This window comes from Anaerovibrio lipolyticus LB2005 (assembly GCF_000621545.1).
In the GTDB taxonomy this organism is placed as follows: Bacteria; Bacillota; Negativicutes; order Selenomonadales; family Selenomonadaceae; genus Anaerovibrio; species Anaerovibrio lipolyticus_A.
The window spans coordinates 102,546-127,365 of the sequence record NZ_JHYA01000010.1 but is presented as its reverse complement, the minus strand read 5'-3'; the positions used below and the strand labels follow the sequence as shown (position 1 = coordinate 127,365).

Below are 24,820 nucleotides of genomic sequence, written 5' to 3'. Positions count from 1 at the left end.
TATGAAGACATACGTTAAAGATATAGACAAAGATGAAATCAGAAGTGGTTTCTTGGTGACCACTGACAGGAAGAAAAATTGGAACAAAGAAATAGAACTGTTGCTAGAAATAGATAGAATTTGCCAAAAGTATGATATTCCTTATTTTGTTATATTTGGTACGATGATTGGGGCAGTGCGTCACAAGGGATTTGTGCCTTGGGATGATGATATTGATGTGGCCATGATGCGACCAGATTATATGAGGTTTGTACAAGTGGCTGCGCAGGAGATTAACAGTCCATATTTTTTGCAGAATACCTATACTGATGGTCGTATTATGAACTGGTCCAAGATAATGGACGATAGTACTTCTGCCATAGAGGAGTGGAATTCCAATATTCATCAAGGGATTTTTGTGGATATTTTACCAATGGATATAGTGCCGGACGGGACAGAACGAGCTGATATACTGGACGGGGTATTGCGAGAACTGTGGATGAGTGTTATTACTCCTCAACAGGTGATTGATGGATTGAAAGGTGGGGGGACAACACGGGTATCTCGCAGTACGCTGGAACGGATTTTACAGATGGATTTGGCTGAACGGATGAGCATTTATGAAGAGTTTTGTACCAAGCATTTTGATGAGTCAGCAAAGGTGGCATTTCAAATGTCATATTGGTGCAACCGTTCAAAGCCTGTGGCAAAAGAATGCTTGCAAAATATTTTATATATGGATTTTGAGCAGGTGCGGGTTCCAGTGCCGGCGGGCTATGATGAGTTTTTGACACAGATTTATGGCCAGTGGCGAATACCAAAGCATATCCCGACTGAGCATGAAGGTGTGCTTATGAGCGTAGATATTCCTTACAAAGTGATGATGAGGGATATTAATCGTGATTTATTGCAATGTGGCGATTATCTTTGGCATTTTGAGGATTGATAATATGGATTTTATACATAACATTGGTAAAGATGAAATCAGGGATGGTTTTTTAGTGACCAGTGACCGTAAAAAAGTATGGAATAAACTGATGGAATTATTAGGGGAAATTGATAGGATTTGTCGTAAATATTCCATAAAGTATTTTGCGGAGGGTGGCACTCTTATTGGGGCGGCCCGCCACCAAGGCTTTATTCCCTGGGATGATGATATTGATATTTCTATGTTGAGGCCGGATTACGAGCGGTTTAAGCAGGTGGTATCGCAAGAACTTAAAAGTCCCTTTGCTTTATTAACGGCCTATAACAGCGGGGAAATATTCACTATTGGGAAAGTAATGAACCTAAATACGGCGGCCATTGAGCAGGTTGAAGGGAAACATCATCAAGGCATATTTATTGATATTTGGCCATTGGATGATATTTCGGATGGTTCACAACGCTGTGGAGAAATATGGGATATTCGCCAAAGCCTTATTGGAGCTATTATGAATCCTAATGGATTATTGCAGGAAATGGAAAAGGGACTGCAATGTAAGCCATCCAATGAGTTTATCAAACAATTTATTATGTTGCCTCCAGTAGATAAATTTCAGGAATATGAAAAATTTTGTGCCAATCATTTTGGGGAGTCTGCAAATGTAGGCTATCAATTCAGTAAAATAATGGGAATTAAGGGAAATCTCAAAGCTGAGTATTATCGTGATATAACCTATTTGCCTTTTGAGGGGATTAAGGTGCCGGTACCAATAGAATATGAAAAGGTGCTGGAGGCTGAGTTTGGTGATTGGCGGAAATTTGTTCGGTCCAAATCATTTCATGAAGTTCAATATATGAGTGCTGATATCAGTTATACGGACATACAGGCGCAGATAAATCATGTTTTAAAAGAAGCAGAAAGATAATATTTCAAAAATAAAGGTGGAGAAGAACTATGCGGTTAAAAGGTGGTCATGAAGAGATTAATTATGATGCTACCCAGGCATTTTTCAATAATCGGGCAGGAAAATATAATAAGGACAATCCTTATTCTGTGACCATGTATCAGGATAATCATCCGGAGCTGGTGAAGCAGCGTAATGCCAAGGAAGTAGAGAAGTTATTACCATTGTTGAAATTGGATAACAAATCCAAGGTACTGGATATTGCCTGTGGTATTGGTCGCTGGTCTGATGCTATTACCATGGATATTGATAAGTATTGTGGTATTGATTTTTGCGAGGACTTTATCCTTAAGGCCAGGGAGTTGAACAAGGATAAGAAAAACAGACATTTTTATACTGGTAAAAGTAATGAAATATCTGATTGTTTGGCAAAGAATAACTGGGAGGATAAGTTCAATCGTGTCCTCTTGATAGGTGCATTAGTATACCTTAATGACCAGGATGTGGACAGCGTTTTTGCAGGAATTGGTCAAGCGGTGGAAGACAAGGGTATCGTTGTAATAAGGGAACCAATTGGTCTTGAAGAACGTTTAACATTAAAGGAACATTTTTCTGAGGAATTGGATGATACCTATAATGCCATATACAGAACTAGGGATGAAATAATGGATTGCTTGAATAAGAGCTTACTTAAGCAAGGGTTTAGGGTCAAGGAAGAGGCCTTTTTATTTGATGATTCATTGAATAATCGCAAAGAAACGTCACAGTACTATTTCATATTGGAGAGATGATTATGACGAAGTTTATATTTGATTTGGATGGGACGATTACCAAATGTGAAACACTGCCATTAATCGCCAGTCATTTCAAGGTAGAAGAACAAATAAATGAATTGACCAAAGCAACGGTGGCTGGGCAGGTGCCATTTATAGAGTCCTTTATAAGACGCGTGTATATATTGGGTAAATTGCCAGCCAGTGAAATAAATGAGCTGTTGAGTGGCGTGGAAACCTATAGTAAGGTAGTCGAATTTATACAGCAGCATAAGGAAAACTGTAGTATTGCCACAGGTAATTTGGATTGCTGGATAGAGAAATTGTCGGGGAAGATTGGCTGTGAGTGCTTTTGTTCTTCAGGACAGATGGAAAATGACAATGTCATAAAACTAACCAGGATTCTCAAGAAGGAAGATATTGTCAGGAAATATAAGGATGAAGGTCATCGGGTGGTATTTATTGGTGATGGCAATAATGATGTGGAAGCTATGCGAATGGCTGATGTGGCCATTGCTTCCGGTCTTACTCATAGTCCTGCACCAGGTGCCATATCTGTGGCCAATTATCTTGTTTTAAATGAGGTGGCATTATGCAGACAGCTAAATCAGTTGTTATAACTTGTGCTGGTATTGGTTCACGGTTAGGGTTGGGAACCACCAAGGCACTTATAGATATCAATGGCAAGACCCTTATTCATTGGCAGCTTGATTTATTCAAGGATGTGGAAGATATTCGCATTGTTGTAGGCTTTGAGGCCAACCGGGTTATTGATGAAGTGCGGAAATATCGCCCAGATGCCATTTTTGTCTACAATCACGATTATTTCAATACAAAGACGGGTACTTCTTACTATTTGGGGGCCAAGGATGGTAACGAATATGCCTTGGAATATGATGGGGATTTGTTGGTTCATCCTGACGATGTGCAAATGCTTCTGGAAAAAGAAGGAGAATGGGTTGCGTACGCCGACAAGCGGTCAGAGGATGCGGTGTATCTGTCCTTGAATGAGAAGGGGGAAGTAACTGGCTTCTCCCGTGAACATGGAGATTATGAATGGACAGGGCCGTGCTGTCTGCACCGGGACAGAATACAATACACGTCTGGGAATGTGTTTAATGTATTGGAACCTTATATCCCGCTTCCGGGGGTTAAGGTTAGAGCATGTGATATTGATACTTATGGGGATTATCAGCGGGCTATTGAGTTTATTAAAGGTTGGAAATAAAAGATTGGCTTTTAAAAATAGAGGCAGGTGAGATAGATGGTAAAGGTTATAACCTATGGTACCTATGATTTGCTTCATTATGGTCATAGGAGACTTCTGGAGAGAGCTAAGGCTTTGGGAGATTATCTTATTGTGGGAGTAACTGCTGACAGCTTTGATAAAAGTCGTGGCAAAATCAATGTGCAGCAGTCTCTTATGGAGCGGATTGAGGGGGTACGTGCAACGGGGCTGGCTGATGAAATTATCATAGAGGAATATGAGGGCCAGAAGATCGATGATATTCGCCGGTATGGTGTAGATATTTTTACCGTAGGTTCTGACTGGGTAGGGAAGTTTGATTATCTGGAGGAATACTGTCGAGTAGTATATTTGCCACGGACTGAGGGGGTTTCCAGCTCTAAAGTTCGTTCGGATAAAAGGAAAATAGCTATAAAAATCATTGAAGATAAAGGTATTGGTAGCAAATTTGCCAGAGAAAGTACCTTTGTAAATGGTGTAGATGTATTATCTTCAGATTCTTGGGAGAAGGAAGATGCTATTTATCTTCTATCCATGCCGGAACGTCATTATGAGTTGATTAAGAAAGCAATAAATGAAGGGAAACATGTACTTTGCGAATCGCCTCTTACCATGAATGAATCTCAATGTGTGGAATTATTTGATTTGGCCCATAAAAGAAATGTGGTGCTGATGGATGCCATAAAGACGGCTTATGGTACAGCGTATAATCGTTTGTTATTACTTGTAAAATCTGGTGCTATTGGTAAGGTTATTTCTGTAGATGCCACATGTACCAGTTTGATGGGGAATTATGATTCCAAAAAACTTAAAGGTGTTTGGAGCAGTATTACAGCTTGGGGACCAACGGCACTTCTGCCTGTATTTCAGATATTAGGGACTGATTATACTGATAAGTTTATAGCTTCAAAGTACATTGATGAGGATAAAAACTTTGATGGATTTACCAAAATAGATTTTGTCTATCCTGGAGCTGTGGCATCGGTGAAAATTGCGAAGGCGGCAAAATCCGAGGGTAGTATGGTAATTACTGGTACTCAAGGGTATATCTACGTGCCGTCTCCTTGGTGGAAAACTGATTATTTTGAGATAAAGTATGAGGATCAAAATAAAAATAAAAGGTTTTTCTATCAGTTGGAGGGCGAAGGTATCAGATATGAATTGGTAGCCTTTAGTAAGGCTATTGAATCTGGTATAAATAATAGCTATGTCAGCGAGGATATTTCCGTGGCTATAGCTAAGGTTATGGAAGACTGGGCTGCAAAGAAGGTAAGAGAAATATGACGCATGGAAGCAATAAAAATAGTATATTACGAAAAATTGATAATCTGTCATTGGCAGCAAAGGCATTATTGAGTGCTGGTGATGTTAACATTGCTTTGGATAGCATGGCCGATGAGGTGATTGGTATTGGTGAGTTGCTGGTGGAATACGGTAATCTGGGAGCAGATTTAATAGCTGTTCTGGAAGATTTGGTTGCCAATATCGAAAAAATACGGTTAGCTAATGAAGTTGACAAGCCTCTTCGTATGCCTGTTGATATGATGCTGGCTAAGCTGGTACGGGTAAGAAATATACTTGAAGAAAAGCTGCCTGCTGGCAAGAAATTAGTATATTTCCTGCCCTATAAAGCCTCTATGTGGGACAGTCTCGAAAGCGTTTGGGAGAAAGCAAATAAAGATGAGAAATGCGACGCGATAGTAATGCCAATACCCTATTGTGACCGCAATCCTGATGGCACTGCGAGAGAATGGCATTGGGAGGGAAATGAATTTCCTGAATATGTGCCTATAACGAAATACCAAGATGTGGATTTGGCGGCGGTACATCCCGACCAAATATATATTCATAACCCCTATGATGGTTATAATTTAGTCACTTCAGTGGCACCTGAATATTACAGTGATAAATTAAAGCAGTGTACTGACCAACTGGTATATATTCCTTACTTTGTGTCCGATGAGAATGGAGCTACACCAAAGTGGGCAGAAACCCATGCCAGAATGCCGGTGTATGTTAATGCGGATATTATAGTTCAGCAGTCAGAAAAAATGCGGAAAATATATATTCAAGCATTAGTTAATCTTTACGGAGAGAATACCCGCCATATTTGGGAACAGAAGATAAAGGGCTGGGGCTCTCCAAAGCTTGACAAGGTTCGCCATACCAAGCTGGAGGATCAGAATGTTCCAGAAGAATGGCTGCACAAAATAAAGAAGGCCGATGGTACATGGAAAAAAGTCATCATGTACGGCAGCGGCTTGGGAGAAATGCTAAAGTCAGAAGAAAAGCTTTTGGATAAAATAGAAAATGTATTGGATTATTTTAAGGGTAAAACAGATGATGTAATGCTGCTATGGCGCCCGCATCCACTAATACCGGCTACCTTAGATTCTATGCGTCCAGACCTTTCAACCAGATATGCTGGTATCGTGGAAAACTTCAAGAAAGCTGACTGGGGTATTTTTGATGACACCCCGGACCTGAACCGCTCCATCGCTATTTGTAATGCATACTACGGTGATGACAGCAGCGTCATCCAACTTTTCCAGGGAGCAGAAAAGCCTGTGATGATTGAAGATGTAGAAATAATGAATTAGGAGTCGCTTTAAAATCACAAAATGGTAGAAGCGAAGTTGAGATAGAAAACTATCAAATGTTTTCATCTTGGGGGTGGGTTAATGTTAAGGGATTATTTTGGAGAAAGCAAGAATATAGAATTCAAACGGGAGATTCCGGCAAGACATGATAAACTTCTAAAAGATATCATTGCGTTTGCGAATACAAATGGTGGTAAATGTATAATAGGAATAGACGATAAGACTTTGGAAGTAGTAGGTATTGGAGAACGGAGCCCTTTTAAGATGTCTGATACCATTTCTACTATGATATCGGATGCGTGTACTCCATATATAGAACATGACATTTATCCTGCTACAGTTGAAGATAAAACAGTCGTAGTGATTGATGTATTTCCAGGTAAACACAGACCATATTATATTGTGTCCAAAGGTAAAGAATGTTCAACTTATATTAGAGTAAATGGTACAAGTAGATTGGCTGATCAGATTACTTTAAAAGAGTTGGAGCTACAGGGAAATAATTTATCGTATGATTGTATGGTGGAAATAGGAGCCGATTTTGACGAAGATATGGCACTTGATTTTTGTCGCAAAGCCAACGAGATTGCACTCGCTAATTGTAAAAACGATGATGAGAAGATGAATGTTAAGGATATGACGATCGGTAAATTGGAAGATATGGGGATTGTTTGCAGAAACGGTAACTCACTAGCTCCTACGAATGCTTTTATGTTGCTTACAAGTAATAAATCAAGATTTGCCAAAACTCAGTGTGCGTTATTTAAGGGGAATAATCGGGATGTTTTTCTTGATAAGAAGGAATTTGATGGTCCTATCTATGAACAACTGACCAATGCGTATAATTTTGTTTTAAGACATATTAATATGGGCGCTCAAGTAGATGGATTATTTCGGGAAGATATTTATGAATTGCCATTAAAATCAATAAGAGAATTGTTGGCAAATGCTATTATTCATAGAAGTTATTTAATTGATTCAAAAATTCAAGTATCTATTTTTGATGACAGACTGGAAGTCGTTTCTCCAGGAATGCTTTACGGAGGAATGGATTTTGATACTATGAAAGCTGGTAGATCTAAATGTCGTAATCAGGCAATTGCAGATATTTTCCAATATATGAAGATAGTAGAAGCATGGGGGACCGGTATTCCAAGAATGATAGCTGCTTGTAAACAATATAAACTGCCTGATCCGTTATTCGAAGAGTTTGGAGACGGAATTAAGGTTACTTTGTATAGGCAACAAGCGAACAAGCGAACAAGCAAACAAGCGAACAAGCGAACAAGCGAACAAGCGAACAAAAAAACCAATAAACATATAGATGTTATTATGCGCTATATGGCAGAAACAGGTGAGGCAACCACGGCTGAAATTGCAGCAAGACTAGGCTTGAGTCCTGCGAGAACGCGAGCTATTCTTGCCCAAATAGAAGAAATAGAGGCTGTGGGGGCTACTAATGCTAGAAGGTACAGACTGAAATAGACACCAGTCGACAATTTAAGGGGGATGAGCGTATCAAGGCCAAAGGTGCTACCATGGTTATTTATGAACCGACCTTGGAGCATGGCACTACCTTCTTTGGAAGTAAGGTTATTCAGAACGGTACGATTATGGATATGGTTGTATATTATCGGTTTATGAGAAGATAAAGGCAAGATTGTCGGCGGAAAATGTTTGTATTTCTGATACTACCGTTAGGCCAAGGAAGGACATGTATTTATTTGATTATGATGCTGTAAATGAAGCAGTATTAAATGCATTGGTACATAATGATTGGACTGTTACGGAACCATAAATTTCTTTCTTTAGTGATAGAATGGAAATATTGTCTTATGGTGGTCTTCCTAATGGTATGGCAATGGAAGATTTTTATGAAGGGATCAGCCATCCAAGAAATTCTACATTAATGAGAGTATTCTTGAATATTGGTTTGACTGAACACACCGGACATGGTGTTCCTACAATCATTAGGAAATATGGTAAGGGAGCATTTGAAATTTCAGACAACTATATCAAATGTAAAATACCTTTCGATGAGAAAGTATTAGAATTGAGTAATAAAAATGTCGGTATAAATGTCGGTATAAATGTCGGTTTAAATAAGACAGAAAAAACAATATTAGGTTTATTGTTGGTGAATCCAGATGAGACAGCGGATGATTTGTCTGTTAAAGTCGGAGTTACAAAGAGAACCATAGAACGTTCCTTGGCAAGTTTACGGGAGAAAGGAAGAATCGAGCGAATAGGATCGAAGAAAAGTGGAAGTCGGGTTGTAATAAAATAATTTTTTTATTTTGCTCCTGAAGTCGGCAAGAAATAATGGAGTACCTGAGTTTAACGGATAGAAAACATTTTTTTAGATATTATTTAAATTTAGATATTATTTAAAACCGTTACTGGTATCTGAGAAATCACACAGAACGATTCCAGATAAAAACTAAGAGTAGAATACAGAAATATGTGGCAGATAAGACCTATAAAACTTAATCCGCCCAAATTGCGGATTAAGTGGCGTATTAGAGGCAAAATGCCGGTGATGTATCCTCAATTGGCAGAAATACTGTACTCAATCAGGTTTCTTTATTGCTTTTATTTGAAAGTCAAGAGAAAAAAACAGAGATAATTGTTGGCGGTGAAATTGACGGTAAAATGGCGGTGATTGGCGGTGATATTCATGAACAAATTTTGGAAGTAATTAAGTATGATAATACCATGTCCGCCTCTCAAATTGCTCAGACAATAAAAAGCTCTAAGAGAACCGTGGAAAGAATTATCAAAAAGTTGCGTGATGAAGGCGTTATTGAACGATGTGGCCCAGCACGTGGAGGTTATTGGGAGATAAAGAAATAGTATTATTGCTGCTGCACGAGGTGCGGCAGCTTTCTTTTGTCATAATTATATTTACTGGTAAGAAATTATTCATTTATATTCATTTTTGCAGGATTCCGTTGGGCGATAATAGAATTGTATAACATGAGGGCTTTGTATATTCAGATTTAAATAGACATTATCCGATAGACTAGATGTAAGATGCGGCGTTCTAAACTAAACGAGTTACCAAGAAGTGAAACAATAAGCAGATTCGAACTGGGACATGAATCATTACAGGAATCGTTTTTTAAAGAATTAGGTGTGAATGTAATATGGGTTGAAGAGTTTGATGAAATACCAAATATTATAAAGCGAATTAAAGCGCATTGTGAAAGTTTTTAAGGAAAAACTAATATACTATTTAATAATAACAAAATACATAAATGGAAAATAAAATACTATATAGAGGAGCGGAGATAATACTAAAGAATATATTTGATAACAGCGTTATTGAAATTATCCTTCGGACCAGATTCAAGAGTAAGCAACTCTCAGATATGCTTGACAATTTTCACAGTATCATGTTTTCAGGGAATCTAGTTTTGTAAATAATATAAAAACGTAAAAAATAAGTTTTGTAGACAAGGCAGATTTCTTGCTTGCAAAACTTACTATTATGAGGGGAAAATGGACATATTTGTTAGTTATTCATTTAAAGACAAAATCCTTCCTATGGAAATTTTTTCTGAAACTGCTAATGACAAGTTGATTTTTCTTAGGGAATGTCATATCCCGGTATTATGGAAATGGCTAGCTAAGGAAAAAATAATTAAATCAGATTGTTTGGTTTGTATTGTTACCAGAAATACAATTTATAGCGGAAATATTGAATGGGAGATCAATACCGCAATAACTAATGGGAAAACTATTTTTTATTATATACATGAGCTGAATGCTGTAATCCCTGACATACTATTAAAAAACGGGGTAGTGATTAGAACTCGAGACATATACAACGCGGTAAAGAAATATAATGATGAAAATATAACTAACACTCTTTTAAGTGGAAAATCAATTTTTGATGTTGATGATAAAAAGAAATTTGAGTTTTTATTTGAACAATATAAAATTATAGTTAATACAGTAGAAACGCTAAGCAAACGAAGACAGAATATGCATAATTTTTTTGTGATTATAAACGGTGGATTATTCTCTGGATTTGGTATCGTTGCAAAAAATATTTCGGATTTTCACAACATTTCACGTGGGACCGCTTGCATTATTGTTTTTATATCATTAGTTGGGTACATGTCATCATATTCATGGGAAAAGCAGATAGTATCATATCGGCAGTTAAGTAGCGGCAAGTTTAAGATTATAAATAAAATGGAAGAATGGTTACCAGCGGCAATTTTTACGGCAGAGTGGCAGGCTTTGAGAGAGGGAAAGGATAAGAAAGTATATTTATCATTTACAGTAAATGAACAAAATATACCGAATATATTAATGATTATATATACGATATTTGTCGTTATTGGGTGTTTGTATATTTTTTTGGGGGAGTTTTTAGCATGATTAACATTTTTATCCCACATCGTTGGAAAACAGAGGATTTTGGAAAAATAAATGAGTTACTTAGCAAAACAAAATATGATGTAAGAGATTATTCTGTTCCGGAACAGAAACAACTTGAATATATTGATAGACGGTATAATGTAGATCCTCAAATTCAATCAAAAATTAAGTGGTCCTCTGTTATTGTGTGCTCTAATAGACCTGCTTTATCAGGGGGGATGGCTATTGAGGAAATAAAATTTGCTCACTCTTTGAATAAGCCTATCGTTGCAGTGAGGATAACGCAATACGATAACAGTGAATTGAATGAGCTTAAGGTGCCAGTTATTCCGTGTCGGAAGGACTCTCTAGAAGCTTGGATTAATGCTAATTTATAATGAGGAGTTACCTGTTTTGTTATAACAATTGAAAGAGTTAATGGCTGAAGAAAAGCAATGAACGATCTATTTTTTCTCTAATTAACTTAGGCACCAACATAGGCACTAACTTAGACACCAGTGACAAAGATAATTATTGCTAAAGTTTCTACTATGCTAGGATGGTAGGTTTTGGAGATGATGCTGGTTAGGGATTTCCGACTATATTGAAAACATGGAAGGATAATGGGTGGGTAGAACCCAAATTGGTAGAAAATGCCGTACTCGATCAGGTTTCTTTATTGCTTTCATTTGAAAAGCAAGATAAAAAATCGGTGATAAAAAATCGGTGATAAAAAATCGGCGATAAAAAATCGGCGATAAAAAATCGGCGATAAAATTTCCAAGATAGAGAATAATATAGCCAAGATTAGGGCTTTTCTCATGCGACATGCTGAAATGAGGACGAGAGACATTGCGGAGCATATTGGCTTGGTAGTGTTCAGAACCCGGGAGCTCTTGGGAATGATGATGTTGTTGAAACTGTAGGTGGCAATAAGAATAGAAGATATAGGTTGAAATGACTTAAAGCTTCATTAGGTTGCCCCCGATGATATAAATGTCGCTTAAGATGTCACCCAAAGAAATGGATAGGGAAAATATTCTGTAGCTATTTTGAAGTTTTAATACCATTTATGATAGGTTTGAAAATTCATGATATAACTCAGTATGAAGAGTTTATCAGAGGCAGAAATTCGGAACCATTTATTAAATTTGCCCTGTATGGAGGAGCAGACAGGTACTGTCATATATTTCTTTCAACGGGAGAGAGTTTTGATGAGTCTAACGGCGATATGGTAAAGGTTTCATTAAAGGAAAGATTTGATGAGCTATATAAATACTTGTTTACAGCACAGCAACAAAAGTTTGAAAATATGTATGGAATAACGATTGGTGATGTTAAATTTACTACAAGATGGAAAGATATGATTATGCGTGTGATGAACTTTATGGAAACTATGAATAATTTGAATGTGAATAGTCAGTAAACAAGTTGCTTAATGGGAAAATAATGCAAACTATCGTCTAAAATAATAAAAAGGGAGATGGGAGCGTATGGAGATTCATCATCTATTTATGATGGGTAATAATTTGCCAAACAGCTAATGAAAGTTGAGAAAATGGATTTAAAGTATGCGTTGATAAAAAATGGTAGTCCGGTTTTTACGCCCCCTAATATAATAACTTAGTATAAAGTTCAATAGTAGAATTCATTTAGTGAAGGTATCAGATATGAACTGGTGGCCTTTAGCAAGGCTATAGAGTCCGGTGCTAACAACAGCTATGTACATTGGATTCAATGCGTCCGGAGTTGGCTGACCGTTACGCCAAAATTGTGGACGACTATAAAAAGGCTGACTGGGGGATGTTTGATGAGGCCACGGACTTAAACCGTTCCATAGCCATTTGCGATGCCTATTATGGCGATGACAGTAGCGTTATCCAGCTTTTTCAGGGGGCGGATAAGCCAGTGATGGTGGAGGATGTGGAGATAAGGAATTGAAAGGAAAGAAAGATGGAAGTAAAAGGCACATACTCGGTAGAAGGATTACAGCCTGATGTTCATAAGAAGGTATGTAACTTCTTTAAAGCATTGGATAATTTAAAGACCATAAAAGGGAAGATGCCTCCATATGACGCTATTACAGAGGCGGGAATGGTGTCCTTGTTTGAGATATGCTTTGAACAGGCATGGAAGGCTATGAAAGAGCGGCTGGAGTTTAATGGTTATGGAGAACGAAAATTGGGTTCCCCAAATGCAATAATTAAGCTAGCCTATCAGGCTGAAATGATTGATGATGAGGATATATGGAGTGAGGCATTGAAGGCACGCAATAATGTAGTGCATTCTTATAGTGATGAGATTGCCTTGTCCATAATCAAAGATACCCAAGATAAATTTATTGTTATGTTTGAAAAACTGCGTCAAGAGTTGATTGATAATTGGTTGTGAGGTGCTGGCAATGAATTTGCCTGAAAAGCTTAGGGATAAAATCATAGAGCTTGCCAAGAAATATGGAATAAAAAAGGTAATTTTATTTGGCAGCCGCGCCAGAGGGGATAATTGGGAACGTAGTGATATTGATTTGGCTATATCTGGTGGGGATAGAGTACGATTTACACTGGATGTGGATGAAATAGAAATAGTTCCTACGCTTTTGATGTTTGATGTGGTGGATTTGGATGGCCCTTGTAATGAGGAATTGCTAGAGTCAATAAAGCAAGATGGGGTTGTGCTATACGAAGAATGATTAGTGCATGGATACGCTGGAGAACATCATGTTTTAGATAATACAGTCATTATTCGATAGACTAGATGTAGGATGGATGTTTGGGTAACAATATATGGTGAGTATATGAGAGATTATGAAAATATGAAAATAGCCGTAGCCGGCACAGGATATGTGGGCTTGTCCATGGCGGTATTATTATCTCAGCATCATGATGTGGTAGCTGTGGATGTGGTGGAAGATAAAGTAAGGAAACTAAATAGTAAGGTATCCCCTATTCAGGATGAGTATATTGAAAAATATTTGAAGGATAAGCCTCTTAGATTATCAGCTACATTGGATGGAGCCAGTGCGTATAAAGAGGCTGATTTTGTTGTGATTGCAACACCAACAAATTATGACCCGATAACCCAGCATTTTGACTGTTCATCAGTGGAGGCCGTTATTGAACTGGTTTTAAAAAATAGTGACACCGCGGTGATGGTGATAAAGAGTACAATTCCTGTAGGCTATACAGCACGAATAAGGGAAAAGTTCGGAACCGATAGAATCATTTTTTCTCCGGAATTTCTGCGGGAATCCAAGGCATTATATGATAACCTCTATCCTTCTCGTATTATTGTGGGCTGCGATGACAGCAGCAGAGTGTGGGCAGAAATATTTGCCAGACTATTGCAAGATGGGGCGGAGAAAGAAAATATAGATACATTATTTATGGGATTTGCTGAGGCAGAAGCAGTAAAACTTTTCGCCAATACATATTTGGCACTGCGGGTTTCATATTTTAATGAATTGGATACTTATGCGGAGATGAAAGGTTTAACTACAAAGGATATAATTCAGGGGATTGGATTAGATCCGCGTATTGGTACTCACTATAATAACCCTTCCTTCGGATATGGCGGCTACTGTCTGCCAAAGGATACTAAGCAGCTTTTGGCGAATTATTCAGATGTACCTCAGAATATGATAAGTGCCATCGTGGAAAGTAATCGTACAAGAAAAGATTTTATTGCCGATCAGGTACTCAAAAGGGCTGGATATTACGATTATTATAGTAATGGTGATTATAGTAGTGCCTCAGAAAAAGAATGCATAATTGGTGTTTATCGGCTTACCATGAAAAGCCACTCAGATAATTTCCGACAGTCGGCAATTCAGGGGATAATGAAGCGTATTAAGGCCAAAGGGGCTACTGTGGTTATCTATGAACCAACCCTGGAGGCTGGTACTACATTCTTTGGAAGCAAAGTAATTGGTAATCTTGATGAGTTTAAGGATATGTGTCATTGTATCATTGCAAATAGGTTTGATAAATGCTTGAGTGATGTGACAGATAAGGTATATACACGGGATTTGTTTGGGAGAGATTGAAGAGTATTGGACATAATATATATTGTGGAAGGTGATAGCTATGACAGTGACAAATGAATTAGACTCTATGTGTGGTATTTCTGATGAAGAGTTAACACATCGCTTTAAAGAGTCTATCAGAATAGATGACGAAGTAAGAAAAATAAAAGGCCTTCCTGTGGCAAGATATGATGATGAAACCCAAAGGGCATATTTAGAATATCCTGATGGGAGGCGCGAATATGTCGGAGAATAATACCATAAAATTACCAGAGGTGGTAGTATTTGCTGGCCCTAACGGAAGTGGCAAAACAACAATAACGCGTATGGCTAAGGTGGTTGGCGAGTATATTAACGCTGATGATATAAAAAGGACAACATTGTGTTCAGATCTGGAGGCAGCAATTAAAGCAGAAGAGTTGCGCGAGAAGATGATTGCTGAACAAAAGAATTTTACATTTGAAACTGTTTTATCAACAGAACGTAACTTACTGTTGTTAAGAAAAGCTAAGGAAAAAGGATACTTTGTTCGTGGTATATATGTTTTGACATCGAATGTTAATATTAATGTTGCTAGAGTAAGTGCAAGGGAAGCTCTGGGGGGCCATGGGGTACCTGAGGATAAAATCAGGTCGAGGTACATTAAGGCACTCAATTTGATTCCTAAGTTGGTGGATATATGTGATATATTACACATTTATGATAATACCAAGGACCCATTTAGAATATTCAAAAAAAGAAAAGATATTTTTTATAGATGGTATAATAAGTACTGGAGTAATGATGATATAACTCGGTTGACTGGTATAAGTGCTTTTCAGGCGTAAGTTAATTATCTAGCTGCTATGTATCAGATAGTGAATGGTGGAAAAGTTTTAAATCGGCTTTTGACTTGGTTGTGGAAGCTGGTAGTGGTTTGGATTTAAAAGCGTTTCTGGATTCATTAGAGTTGCAACATACTATCAAAAAGCACAATGGAAATGATTTTTATGCGAGTAAATATTTAAATCGATTTTTTGATTTTTCTATTTCGCAGCCATCACTGGTCATGAATGAGTTCTACAACTCGCTAAAAGTTCTTATCAAATGCAATGTTCAGGGATTATGCTGCTAAAACAGCAATAGATATGTATAAGTTTAGTATGAGAGATATTACTAGGTATATTCACACCATACGGACAATAATTCCCGATATATATCAGGAACATGCTCAAGATCTCTGTTTTTATTTTGAGGTTTTGATACCTTTTATGATGGGCTTGAAAATGTATGATATAAACTTATATGGAGATTTTATTAAAGGTAGAAATTCGGAGCCTTTTATTAAATTTGCTATATATGGAGGACCGGACAGGTACTGTCATGTATTTCTTTCACAGGGAGAGAGTTTTGGTGACTCTAACGGCGATATGGTAAAGGTTTCGTTAAGGGAAAGATTTGATGAACTATATAAATTCTTGTTTATAGCACAGCAGCATAAGTTTGAGAATATGTATGGAATAACGATTGGTGATGTTAAATTTACTACAAGATGGAAAGATAAGATTATGCGTGTGATGACCTTTATGGAAGCTATGAATAATTTGAATGTTAAGTTTTAGAGCAAATTTGAGATAAGTGGAGGGATATTTTTTGAAACATTTGGTTATAATAGGGGTAGGTGGCTTCGCTAGAGAAGTGTTTCGATATTCGATGGCGTCACGTGGGTATGGAGAAGAGTGGATTTTAAAGGGTTTTTTAGATGGCGATGTTGTGCTTCCTGATTATGAATATGAAAAATTAGAATTGCCTCTTTTGGGAAACGTTGATGATTATGAGTTACAGCCTGATGACGTTTTTATTTGCGCTATTGCAGATTCACTAGTAAGAAAGAGGCTAACAGATAAAATTCGCCAAAAAGGGGGACATTTTATAAATATCATTAGTACGTCAGCTATTATTCATGGAAATGTAAGGATGGGAGAAGGAAATATTGTTTGTCCATTTGTAAACATTAATGATCGTTCAGTTGTTGGTGATTTCGTTATTTTTAATGTGAGATCGGGTATAGGACATGATAGTCAAGTTGGCAGCTATACCAGTTTTATGGGGGGAGCCGGTTTGTGTGGTTATGCCAAAATAGGAAAAAATAGCTTTATGGCTACTTATTCTGTTGCACTTCCTCATAGTCAGATTGGAGACGGTTGCTACATAGGGGCAGGTAGTATAGTTTTTAAAAGGGTTAAGGATGGCCAAAAAGTGTTTGGTAATCCGGCAATGCCTATATGAGGGAGGAATAATATTGCAAGGAAAAATAGCTGGTATACATGTAGAGTCTTTGGCGACAACGGTTATGCGTCAGCGTATTCCTGTAGAAGAGAGATGTGTTAATCTTTTGCCAGAGAAAAAAATAAAGAGGTTGGCGAATGGCACAGGATTTGCAGCTTTTAGTATTGCACCAGATGGTGTTTGTGCCTCGGATTTTTGTGTACATGCAGCTAAGAAACTTATGGAAGTGGGAGCTCTTCACCCAGAAGATATTGGGGCAGTCATCTTTGTTACACAGACACCTGATTATACAATTCCAGCAACTAGCCATATAATACAGGATCGGCTTGGATTACCTAAAACACTATTGGCATTTGATGTAAATCAAAGTTGTGCGGGATTTGTTTATGGAATATATATTGCTGCTTCATTACTATCGAATCTAGGCAAGAAAGTACTGTTATGCTTTGGCGATACAACATCAAGGAAAGCGTTTCCTGGTGAGTTAACATTTATGTCAATTATTGGTGATGGCGGCGGCGTAGCAGTTGTAGAAAAAAGAAAATCAAGTAGCGAGTGTTTATATAGTTTCCACACTTATGGTGAACGATATCAGGCAATTATTGAAGTGCGTGGAGGAGAGAGAAAAAAGAAAAATTATGGTATTGATGGATTAATGGTACAGGAAAAGGAAAACTATTCTAAAATGGATGGTATGGGGGTGATGGATTTTACTTTAAACGAAGTGCCAGATGATATTAATTCGTTGTTTCGGTTTGCTAATATAACGAGAGACGATGTTGAGATTGCGTTATTTCATCAGGCAAATCGGATGATAGTGGAGAATCTTGCAGTCAAATTAGGGTTACCAATAGAACGAGTGCCATTTCGTTGTGGTATGATTGGTAATACGGATATGGCGTCAATACCAGTTTGTATTACAGAATTAAAACGACTTGGTGAATGGAAACCATACCACAAGGTGTTGCTATCTGGATTTGGTGCTGGACTTGCAGTAGCCTCTATGTTAATAGATTTTAGTGATATGATGGTTATGGAGACGAGTTATTTATGAGCGATATAACATATAATTATGTCAATAAGAATTTTATTGTTGTTGGAGCATCATCTGGTATTGGTCGACAGATAGCCAAAGAATTGGCAATGTCTGATGCTCGAGTGCTCGCTGTAGCACGAAGTGAAGAGCGACTTAATGAACTGCACAATGAGTATCCTGATAATGTTACCATAGGTTGTCTGGATGTTTTAGTAGCAGGAGCTGATGAGTGGAGTAATATTTTAGGTTCTTTTGTGAATAAATATGGTAAAATTAATGGTGCTGTCTATACAGCGGGAATTACAGGTATGACACCGTTGAGATCTTTTGATGATATACTGGCAAAAAAAATATTAAATACAAGTTTTTGGGGGATGATAAATTTTCTTAAGATAGCTACAAAAAAAAAATATACAGAAAAAGGTGCATCGTACGTACTATTTTCATCTACAGCAGCTTATATTGGTAATAAAGGTCAATTTGCTTATTCTGCTGCTAAGTCAGCTGTTAAGACAGTTATACGTACATTCGCCAAGGAATTTGCTAGTATACCATACAGATTTAACAGTGTAAGTCCTGGTTGGGTAGAAAGTGAGATGACAGAGGAGTTTAAGAAAGATAATGGTGGTATTGCACAAAGTGTAGTTGACGCACATCCCCTAGGTTTAGGGCATCCTGAAGATGTAAGTGGTATGGTGTTGTTTTTGTTGAGTGACTCAGCCAGATGGATAACTGGAACTGATTGCGTGGTTGATGGAGGATGCCTTTTAGGAAGAGATTAAAATTATCGATAGAAAAGGAATGAAGTAACATGAATGAACAAGATTTTATTGAGAAAATAGTAGAAATAATGGATACTGAAGATGATGTGAGAATGGATTCAGTTCTGGCAAATTTTGAGGATTGGGATTCATTGAGTTTGGTTTCTTTTTTGGCTTTTTGCTCGACTTTATCTGAAAATAAAGTTACTCCTACTCAAGTGAGGGAGGCAAAGACAGTACAAAATCTTTTTGATTTAGCTTTTGGAAAGTGAGTTATTATACGATATGAAGAGGCGACTTTCTAATTTAAGCATATCTCACATATCGTCAGGCTTACCGGAACGGACTATTTCGATGTTCGAATATGGCATAGATTTTGGCGATGATGAAGTCAAGCGTATAATAAAGTCAACTGGAGTAGAAAGTGTTCACATGGCTGAAAAAGATATGTGTACATCAGATTATTTAGTTGCTATTGCAAAGCGTCTGATGAAAGAGTGTGGTTCTTCAGGAAAAGATTTCGATGGTTTGGTATTGGTGACTCAAACACCTGACTATATTCTTCCTGCAACTAGTTGTATAATGCAACATCGTTTAGGATTACCTAATAGTGCTGTGACATTTGACATTAATTATGGATGTTCTGGTTATATTTATGGCTTATATCAGGCATCTTTATTGGTATCATCTGGTAGTTGCAAAAAAGTATTAGTTTGTGTAGGCGAAACGAATATCCGCACTATTCATCCAATGGATAGGGCAAATCGTATGGTGCTTGGAGATGGTTTTTCAGTTACTATAGTCGAACAAGGTAAGAATGAGTTAATGTTCCAGATTCATTCTGACGGAAGCGGATATTCATATCTAATTATGGAAGCTGGTGGTTTTAGGTTACCGGTATCTACAGAAACTGCCAAGCCAGTGCAGGATGTTTATGGACATAATCGTTGGCCAGAATACCTATATATGGATGGAATGGAGATAATGAATTTTGCTTTGAGTCGGGTCCCGCTATTAGTAGAAGAAATGCTGGCAGATGTGGGGTGGAGCAAAGAGCAGGTAGGGTTGTTTGCCATGCATCAGGCGAATCAGCTTATTATTCAGTTTTTAGCGAAACGTTTGAAAGTTTCCAAAGAACGTATGCCAGTTTCTTTGAAATATACAGGAAATACAGTATCGGCTTCAATTCCTTTGTTATTAACCAATGTAAAAGAAAATTTTTCAACAGAAAAGCTAAAAAAGACAATCCTTTGTGGTTTTGGGATAGGCCTTTCTTGGGGAGGGGTTGCAACTGATTTGTCTGATACTATAATTCATAACTCATGGGAAATATCACGAGATGAACTGGTTAAAATGAGGAGAGATATTAATGACTAACATGGAAAAATATATAAATGCTTTCAAGGAATCATTGGAGATAGATGATTCAATTATTACAGACGAACTGGCTTTTGATAGTATTCCAGAATGGGATTCGGTGGGGCATATGCGCCTAATGGCTTCTTTGGAAGACACTTTCGATATTATGTTTGAAACTGAGGATATAATGGATTTTAGTTCATTAGGAAAAGGTAAGGAAATATTGAAAAAGTATAATGTAGATTTGTAATTGGTGGAGAATAATTATGATTTTTGATCAATTAGAGCGTTTTGGTGATAACACGGCCGTAATTGATTGTGCTGAAAAGAGATGGTCGTTTATAGACTTAGTTGATCAATCAGATAAGATTGCAGACTATATGGATTCAAGAACGTTGATGTTTATTCTTTCTAAAAACCATATTCAAGTAGTGGCAGCTTATGTCGGGGCACTTAGAAAAGGAGTTGTGCCACTACTTTTGAGTGCAGACATTCAGATAGAATTGCTGAATAATTTGGTTGATATTTACAAACCGCAATATATTTGGGGGGAGAAAAACAGTGTAGAGTTGGCTGGAAATATCATATTCTCTAATGATGAATATCAACTGTTGCAAACAGAATTTCAACCTTTCGATATTCATGAGAACTTGGCAGTTTTATTATCGACGTCAGGTACTACTGGCAGTCCTAAATTGGTAAGGCAATCAGTAAAAAATATAGAATCAAATACTACTGCAATTATAAATTATTTAAAATTAACACCTAAAGATCGGGCAATTACAACGTTGCCACTTTATTATACTTACGGATTATCAATTTTACAGACACAACTTGTTTCTGGTGGCAGTATTGTCTTAACAGAGGCATCGATTTTTGAACGTAAATTTTGGGATTTATTAATAAAATATGAAGTTACTAACTTCGGTGGTGTTCCATATACTTATGAAATGCTAAAAAGATTGAGGTTTTCTCGTATGGAAATTCCATCGTTAAGGTTCATTACTCAAGCTGGTGGTAAGTTGTCTCCTGATATATCAGCTGATTTTGCGCGTGTTTGTGCCCAAAAAGGAATAGCATATATTACCATGTATGGTGCTAGTGAGGCTACGGCAAGAATGAGCTATTTGCCAGCCGATAAGGCAGAAGAAAAAGCTGGAAGCATTGGCATTGCAATACCAGGAGGACGTTTTGAGCTTGAAGATGTTGAGGGAAATATCGTAACATCGTTTGGTGATAATGGTGAACTTGTGTATTATGGTGACAATGTTACTATGGGGTATGCTGTGTGTAGGGAAGATTTACTAAAGGGCGATGAAAATAAAGGTATACTTCATACAGGTGATATAGCGTTTAAAGATGAAGATGGGTATTTTTATATTACAGGCCGTAAAAAAAGATTTTTAAAGATATTTGGAAATCGAGTCAGCCTTGATTCTGTAGAAGATTATCTGAAGAGTAAGGGGTATTTATCTTGTGCTTGTGCTGGTGTGGATGATAAATTGACAGTTTACTCTGAGGATAAAATAGATGCAAAGGAAGTGTGTGGACTACTTAGCGAATACACGCATATACACTCATCAGCTTTTTCTGTGAAATTCGTCAGTGAGATTCCCAGAAATAATGCAGGCAAAATTCTTTATGAAAAACTTAAGGATATGAAGTTATGAAGCAATGGAAGAATACAGTTTTTTTGCGTAATGCTGATAGGTATTCGGAAATTCCCCGTGACACTGTGCGTTTAGCTATTGTGCCGGAACAACAGGAATTAGCTGAATATCTACGTCAACACGGTTGGTTTATGATTGATAGGACTATGCAAGCAACAATTTCCTTGAAGAAGTCCATAGATTTTCATAGATTTTGTCGTATACCTGTAGAAAAAAAAGATGCGCTTACACCACGGATTTACGAGATATCTGAAGCAGCGTTTTTATGGGATACACGTTTCTATACTCAGAGTTATCCTTTAGTAGAAGATATTTGTCAGCAAATAATATCATATGTGGATTTAGTGCAATCATATTATGTATGTTGTTTTAAAGATGAGATTGCCGGTTTTTTGGAAGTGGTTCCTGATAGGGATAAGCCAAATACAAGTGCGGAGATTAGGTTGGCAGCAGTGGATGAAAAGTATAGACCGGCAGGAGTGGCACTGTCTATGTATGCTGGAGTGGCAGAGGTTTGTCGTGAAAAAGGAATACAGAAACTATGGGGGCGTATATCCAGTCGTAATATGTCAGTGCTTAATCTTTATGTGGCATTAGGCGCCTATTTTTCGTTGCCATTGGATATATATGTAAGGAGATGAGGTCGTGCTGGAAAAGCATTTAGAATATTTGTCCCAGGATCCATACGGTATGGCCAGGGAGGCAAAACAGGAATATTTAAGGAAATGTTTGCAGGACCTCATTATACATCATAGAGATAATTGTTCGGAATATGCCCGTGTTTTAGAGGCATTGGCGTATGATGATTCAAGTGCGAAGGAACTGGAAGATTTGCCGTTTTTGCCGGTGCAGCTTTTTAAAGAATTTGAATTGATGAGTGTGCCAAAGTCGGCAGTTGTAAAGACAATGATGTCATCTGGAACCAGTGGACAAAAACGCTCTAAGGTTTTTCTGGATAGGCCAACTGCTATGGCACAGTCAAGATGCTTATCCAATATAATGGCATCATTTATAGGGAAAAAACGATTGCCGATGATAATTCTGGATACAGAATTGGCCAAGAAGGATCCGCGGATGTTTTCGGCCAGAGGAGCGGGTATTATAGGTTTTTCATTGTTTGGCAGGGATGTTTTTTTTGCTCTTGACGATAATATGGAAATTCGCTGGAAAGATTTGCAGGAATATATAGAACGACATTCTGGTGAGCGTATTGTTTTATTTGGTTATACCTACATAATATGGCAGTATATTGTAAAAGCTATGCAAAATAAGAAAAAAAACATGGGATTAACGGATGGTACTTTATTTCATATCGGCGGATGGAAAAAATTACAGGCTGAAAGTGTAAGTGCTCAGACCTATAATCAAGCTCTTAAGGATGTATGTGGAGATATAGATATTCATAATTATTATGGTATGGCCGAACAGCTTGGCTCAGTATTTGTCGAGTGTGAAAATGGGCATATGCATTGTTCTGTTTTTTCTGACGTTATTATTCGTGATCCAAAGGATTTTCGGGCTTGTGGCATAGGGGAAGAAGGTTTAGTGGAGCTTATTTCTGTACTTCCTTCTAGTTATCCAGGTCATGTGTTGCTTACAGAAGATTGGGGACGCATTATGGGTGAGGATGATTGTCCGTGTGGCCGTAAGGGGAAATATTTTGAGTTGCAGGGACGCATAAAAAAGGCAGAAATTAGGGGGTGCAGTGATACTTATGGCCAATGAGTTGACATATTTGGCAGGGAACGTGATTCATAACGTTAAACCACTGCCCCCTTTTTGCGATGTTGTCTGCCGTTTTTTAGATGTTTTTTCTTCTGAATTATTGCATGACCAGTCATGTAAAAACTATCCAGATATTACAGCTGTAGCATTTTGGGCAAGAAAAGGCAATATAAATAAGTGGAAGGAACGCACAAATTTAAATGAGCTTCGTTTAGGACGTGGCGTAGCTTTTCATATAACACCGTCCAATATTCCCGTTCAGTTTATTTTTTCGTATATGTTTGGACTTTTGGCGGGCAATGCTAATATCGTGCGGGTTACTTCGAAAGAGTTTTCTCAGATTACACTTATTTGTGATGTATTAAATAAAGTGCTTAATATGGACGAATTCAGTGTAATCCGTTCTATGACATGTATTGTTCGTTATCCGAGAGAAAGTGACTATACAAAACAGTTTTCGGAAAAATGCCATGTCCGGCTAATATGGGGGGGAGACGAGACCATTGCTCAAATTCGACAATGTCCGTTACCACCAAGAGCGATAGAATTAGTTTTTCCTGACAGATATTCCTTGGCAATTTTATCGGCAGAGATAGTGGCTGAAGTTGGCACTAATGAACTTTGTCGATTAGCACAGAATTTTTATAATGATACTTATCTTATGGATCAGAATGCCTGCTCATCACCGCAGCTGATTGTATGGCAAGGTGAAAAAGATGCGATTGTATACGCAAAAAGAAAGTTTTGGGATGCAATAAAAAGGTTAGTGGTTGACCAATATGATTTTCCAGCAATAAAAGCAACCAGTAAGTATCTTAATTTTTGTGTTAATGCAATAAAATATCCACAAACTGGACAGCTTGTGTCATCTGATAATTATCTTTATCGTGTACAGTTGGAAAAGTTACCAGTTAATTGTGATGAACTGCGTGGTCAATTTGGGCTGTTTTATGAATACGATTCCAGGGAGCTGGCAGAGCTTTCATTAATAGTGAATGAGAAGTATCAGACTTTAACATATTACGGTGTTGATAAGGAGCTGTTGGTAAAGATGGTGTTACATAATCAATGGTTGGGAATCGACAGGATTGTGCCAATGGGCAGGGCTCTTGATATGGATTTGTTATGGGATGGGTATGATTTCATTCGTGAAATGTCAAGAATTGTGGATGTGAGGTAAATTGT

At 37.6% G+C, this 24,820-nt stretch carries 31 protein-coding genes; all 31 read left to right on the top strand.

Annotation, left to right across the window (positions count from 1 at the left end; translation table 11 throughout):
• Position 1 precedes the first annotated feature (1 nt).
• Positions 2 to 925 (top strand): LicD family protein, encoded by a 924-nt coding sequence (locus T355_RS14810; RefSeq protein WP_051555496.1) that lies wholly within the window; start codon positions 2 to 4, stop codon positions 923 to 925.
• Between the two features lie 4 nt (positions 926 to 929).
• Positions 930 to 1,829, top strand: a complete 900-nt coding sequence (locus T355_RS0108890; protein WP_027397448.1) for a LicD family protein — start codon at positions 930 to 932, stop codon at positions 1,827 to 1,829.
• Between the two features lie 29 nt (positions 1,830 to 1,858).
• Positions 1,859 to 2,599, top strand: a complete 741-nt coding sequence (locus T355_RS0108885; protein ID WP_027397447.1) for a class I SAM-dependent methyltransferase — start codon at positions 1,859 to 1,861, stop codon at positions 2,597 to 2,599.
• A gap of 2 nt (positions 2,600 to 2,601) precedes the next feature.
• Positions 2,602 to 3,201 (top strand): HAD-IB family phosphatase, encoded by a 600-nt coding sequence (locus T355_RS0108880; protein WP_027397446.1) that lies wholly within the window; start codon positions 2,602 to 2,604, stop codon positions 3,199 to 3,201.
• Positions 3,174 to 3,809, top strand: coding sequence for an NTP transferase domain-containing protein (locus tag T355_RS0108875; protein WP_027397445.1), 636 nt, complete (start codon positions 3,174 to 3,176; stop codon positions 3,807 to 3,809). Before T355_RS0108880 ends, T355_RS0108875 begins: the two co-directional genes overlap by 28 nt.
• Positions 3,810 to 3,845: 36 nt before the next feature.
• Complete coding sequence (locus T355_RS0108870) at positions 3,846 to 5,111, top strand: adenylyltransferase/cytidyltransferase family protein (protein ID WP_027397444.1); 1,266 nt, start codon at positions 3,846 to 3,848, stop codon at positions 5,109 to 5,111.
• The gene (locus tag T355_RS14075; RefSeq protein WP_051555495.1) at positions 5,108 to 6,427 is read left to right on the top strand and encodes a hypothetical protein; all 1,320 of its coding nucleotides are present in this window, start codon (positions 5,108 to 5,110) and stop codon (positions 6,425 to 6,427) included. The genes T355_RS0108870 and T355_RS14075 overlap by 4 nt, the downstream gene beginning before the upstream one ends.
• 81 nt (positions 6,428 to 6,508) lie before the next feature.
• Positions 6,509 to 7,912, top strand: coding sequence for an ATP-binding protein (locus T355_RS0108860; protein ID WP_027397443.1), 1,404 nt, complete (start codon positions 6,509 to 6,511; stop codon positions 7,910 to 7,912).
• Between the two features lie 313 nt (positions 7,913 to 8,225).
• A complete protein-coding gene (locus T355_RS14805) occupies positions 8,226 to 8,714 on the top strand; it encodes an ATP-binding protein (RefSeq protein WP_269318806.1) in 489 nt (162 codons plus the stop codon).
• Between the two features lie 299 nt (positions 8,715 to 9,013).
• Positions 9,014 to 9,280, top strand: a complete 267-nt coding sequence (locus tag T355_RS14065) for a winged helix-turn-helix domain-containing protein (RefSeq protein WP_037330052.1) — start codon at positions 9,014 to 9,016, stop codon at positions 9,278 to 9,280.
• Between the two features lie 648 nt (positions 9,281 to 9,928).
• Positions 9,929 to 10,816, top strand: a complete 888-nt coding sequence (locus T355_RS14800; protein WP_051555494.1) for a RipA family octameric membrane protein — start codon at positions 9,929 to 9,931, stop codon at positions 10,814 to 10,816.
• A complete protein-coding gene (locus T355_RS0108830; protein ID WP_027397441.1) occupies positions 10,813 to 11,193 on the top strand; it encodes a hypothetical protein in 381 nt (126 codons plus the stop codon). Before T355_RS14800 ends, T355_RS0108830 begins: the two co-directional genes overlap by 4 nt.
• Before the next feature lie 366 nt (positions 11,194 to 11,559).
• Positions 11,560 to 11,721, top strand: a complete 162-nt coding sequence (locus tag T355_RS15610; protein WP_419670101.1) for a FaeA/PapI family transcriptional regulator — start codon at positions 11,560 to 11,562, stop codon at positions 11,719 to 11,721.
• Between the two features lie 146 nt (positions 11,722 to 11,867).
• Complete coding sequence (locus T355_RS0108825; RefSeq protein ID WP_027397440.1) at positions 11,868 to 12,221, top strand: hypothetical protein; 354 nt, start codon at positions 11,868 to 11,870, stop codon at positions 12,219 to 12,221.
• A 302-nt stretch (positions 12,222 to 12,523) separates the two neighbouring features.
• The gene (locus T355_RS0108820) at positions 12,524 to 12,736 is read left to right on the top strand and encodes a hypothetical protein (RefSeq protein ID WP_155851701.1); all 213 of its coding nucleotides are present in this window, start codon (positions 12,524 to 12,526) and stop codon (positions 12,734 to 12,736) included.
• A gap of 12 nt (positions 12,737 to 12,748) precedes the next feature.
• A complete protein-coding gene (locus T355_RS0108815) occupies positions 12,749 to 13,186 on the top strand; it encodes an HI0074 family nucleotidyltransferase substrate-binding subunit (protein ID WP_051555493.1) in 438 nt (145 codons plus the stop codon).
• A 10-nt stretch (positions 13,187 to 13,196) separates the two neighbouring features.
• Positions 13,197 to 13,484 carry a nucleotidyltransferase family protein gene (locus T355_RS0108810; RefSeq protein WP_027397437.1) on the top strand — a complete coding sequence of 96 codons (288 nt, stop codon included), beginning with the start codon at positions 13,197 to 13,199 and terminating at the stop codon, positions 13,482 to 13,484.
• 123 nt (positions 13,485 to 13,607) lie between these two features.
• Positions 13,608 to 14,837, top strand: a complete 1,230-nt coding sequence (locus T355_RS0108805; protein ID WP_027397436.1) for a nucleotide sugar dehydrogenase — start codon at positions 13,608 to 13,610, stop codon at positions 14,835 to 14,837.
• 40 nt (positions 14,838 to 14,877) lie between these two features.
• Complete coding sequence (locus T355_RS0108800; protein ID WP_027397435.1) at positions 14,878 to 15,072, top strand: hypothetical protein; 195 nt, start codon at positions 14,878 to 14,880, stop codon at positions 15,070 to 15,072.
• Positions 15,059 to 15,643, top strand: coding sequence for a zeta toxin family protein (locus tag T355_RS0108795; RefSeq protein WP_027397434.1), 585 nt, complete (start codon positions 15,059 to 15,061; stop codon positions 15,641 to 15,643). The genes T355_RS0108800 and T355_RS0108795 overlap by 14 nt, the downstream gene beginning before the upstream one ends.
• A gap of 423 nt (positions 15,644 to 16,066) precedes the next feature.
• Positions 16,067 to 16,417 (top strand): hypothetical protein, encoded by a 351-nt coding sequence (locus tag T355_RS0108790; RefSeq protein ID WP_155851700.1) that lies wholly within the window; start codon positions 16,067 to 16,069, stop codon positions 16,415 to 16,417.
• A 31-nt stretch (positions 16,418 to 16,448) separates the two neighbouring features.
• Positions 16,449 to 17,084 (top strand): NeuD/PglB/VioB family sugar acetyltransferase, encoded by a 636-nt coding sequence (locus tag T355_RS0108785; RefSeq protein ID WP_027397432.1) that lies wholly within the window; start codon positions 16,449 to 16,451, stop codon positions 17,082 to 17,084.
• Between the two features lie 13 nt (positions 17,085 to 17,097).
• A complete protein-coding gene (locus T355_RS0108780) occupies positions 17,098 to 18,138 on the top strand; it encodes a ketoacyl-ACP synthase III (RefSeq protein ID WP_027397431.1) in 1,041 nt (346 codons plus the stop codon).
• Positions 18,135 to 18,902, top strand: a complete 768-nt coding sequence (locus T355_RS0108775) for an SDR family NAD(P)-dependent oxidoreductase (protein WP_027397430.1) — start codon at positions 18,135 to 18,137, stop codon at positions 18,900 to 18,902. The genes T355_RS0108780 and T355_RS0108775 overlap by 4 nt, the downstream gene beginning before the upstream one ends.
• A 29-nt stretch (positions 18,903 to 18,931) precedes the next feature.
• Entirely contained in the window at positions 18,932 to 19,153 is a 222-nt protein-coding gene (locus T355_RS0108770; RefSeq protein WP_027397429.1) for a hypothetical protein, read from the top strand.
• A gap of 160 nt (positions 19,154 to 19,313) precedes the next feature.
• Entirely contained in the window at positions 19,314 to 20,258 is a 945-nt protein-coding gene (locus tag T355_RS14055; protein ID WP_197019574.1) for a 3-oxoacyl-ACP synthase III family protein, read from the top strand.
• Positions 20,251 to 20,490: an acyl carrier protein gene (locus tag T355_RS0108760; RefSeq protein WP_027397428.1), complete on the top strand. Its 240-nt coding sequence runs from the start codon at positions 20,251 to 20,253 to the stop codon at positions 20,488 to 20,490. The genes T355_RS14055 and T355_RS0108760 overlap by 8 nt, the downstream gene beginning before the upstream one ends.
• Positions 20,491 to 20,506: 16 nt before the next feature.
• Entirely contained in the window at positions 20,507 to 21,910 is a 1,404-nt protein-coding gene (locus T355_RS0108755) for an AMP-binding protein (protein ID WP_027397427.1), read from the top strand.
• Entirely contained in the window at positions 21,907 to 22,551 is a 645-nt protein-coding gene (locus T355_RS0108750; protein WP_027397426.1) for a GNAT family N-acetyltransferase, read from the top strand. The genes T355_RS0108755 and T355_RS0108750 overlap by 4 nt, the downstream gene beginning before the upstream one ends.
• A gap of 4 nt (positions 22,552 to 22,555) precedes the next feature.
• Positions 22,556 to 23,635, top strand: a complete 1,080-nt coding sequence (locus T355_RS0108745) for an acyl-protein synthetase (protein WP_231483017.1) — start codon at positions 22,556 to 22,558, stop codon at positions 23,633 to 23,635.
• Complete coding sequence (locus T355_RS14050) at positions 23,625 to 24,815, top strand: acyl-CoA reductase (RefSeq protein WP_051555491.1); 1,191 nt, start codon at positions 23,625 to 23,627, stop codon at positions 24,813 to 24,815. The genes T355_RS0108745 and T355_RS14050 overlap by 11 nt, the downstream gene beginning before the upstream one ends.
• Positions 24,816 to 24,820: the final 5 nt, after the last annotated feature.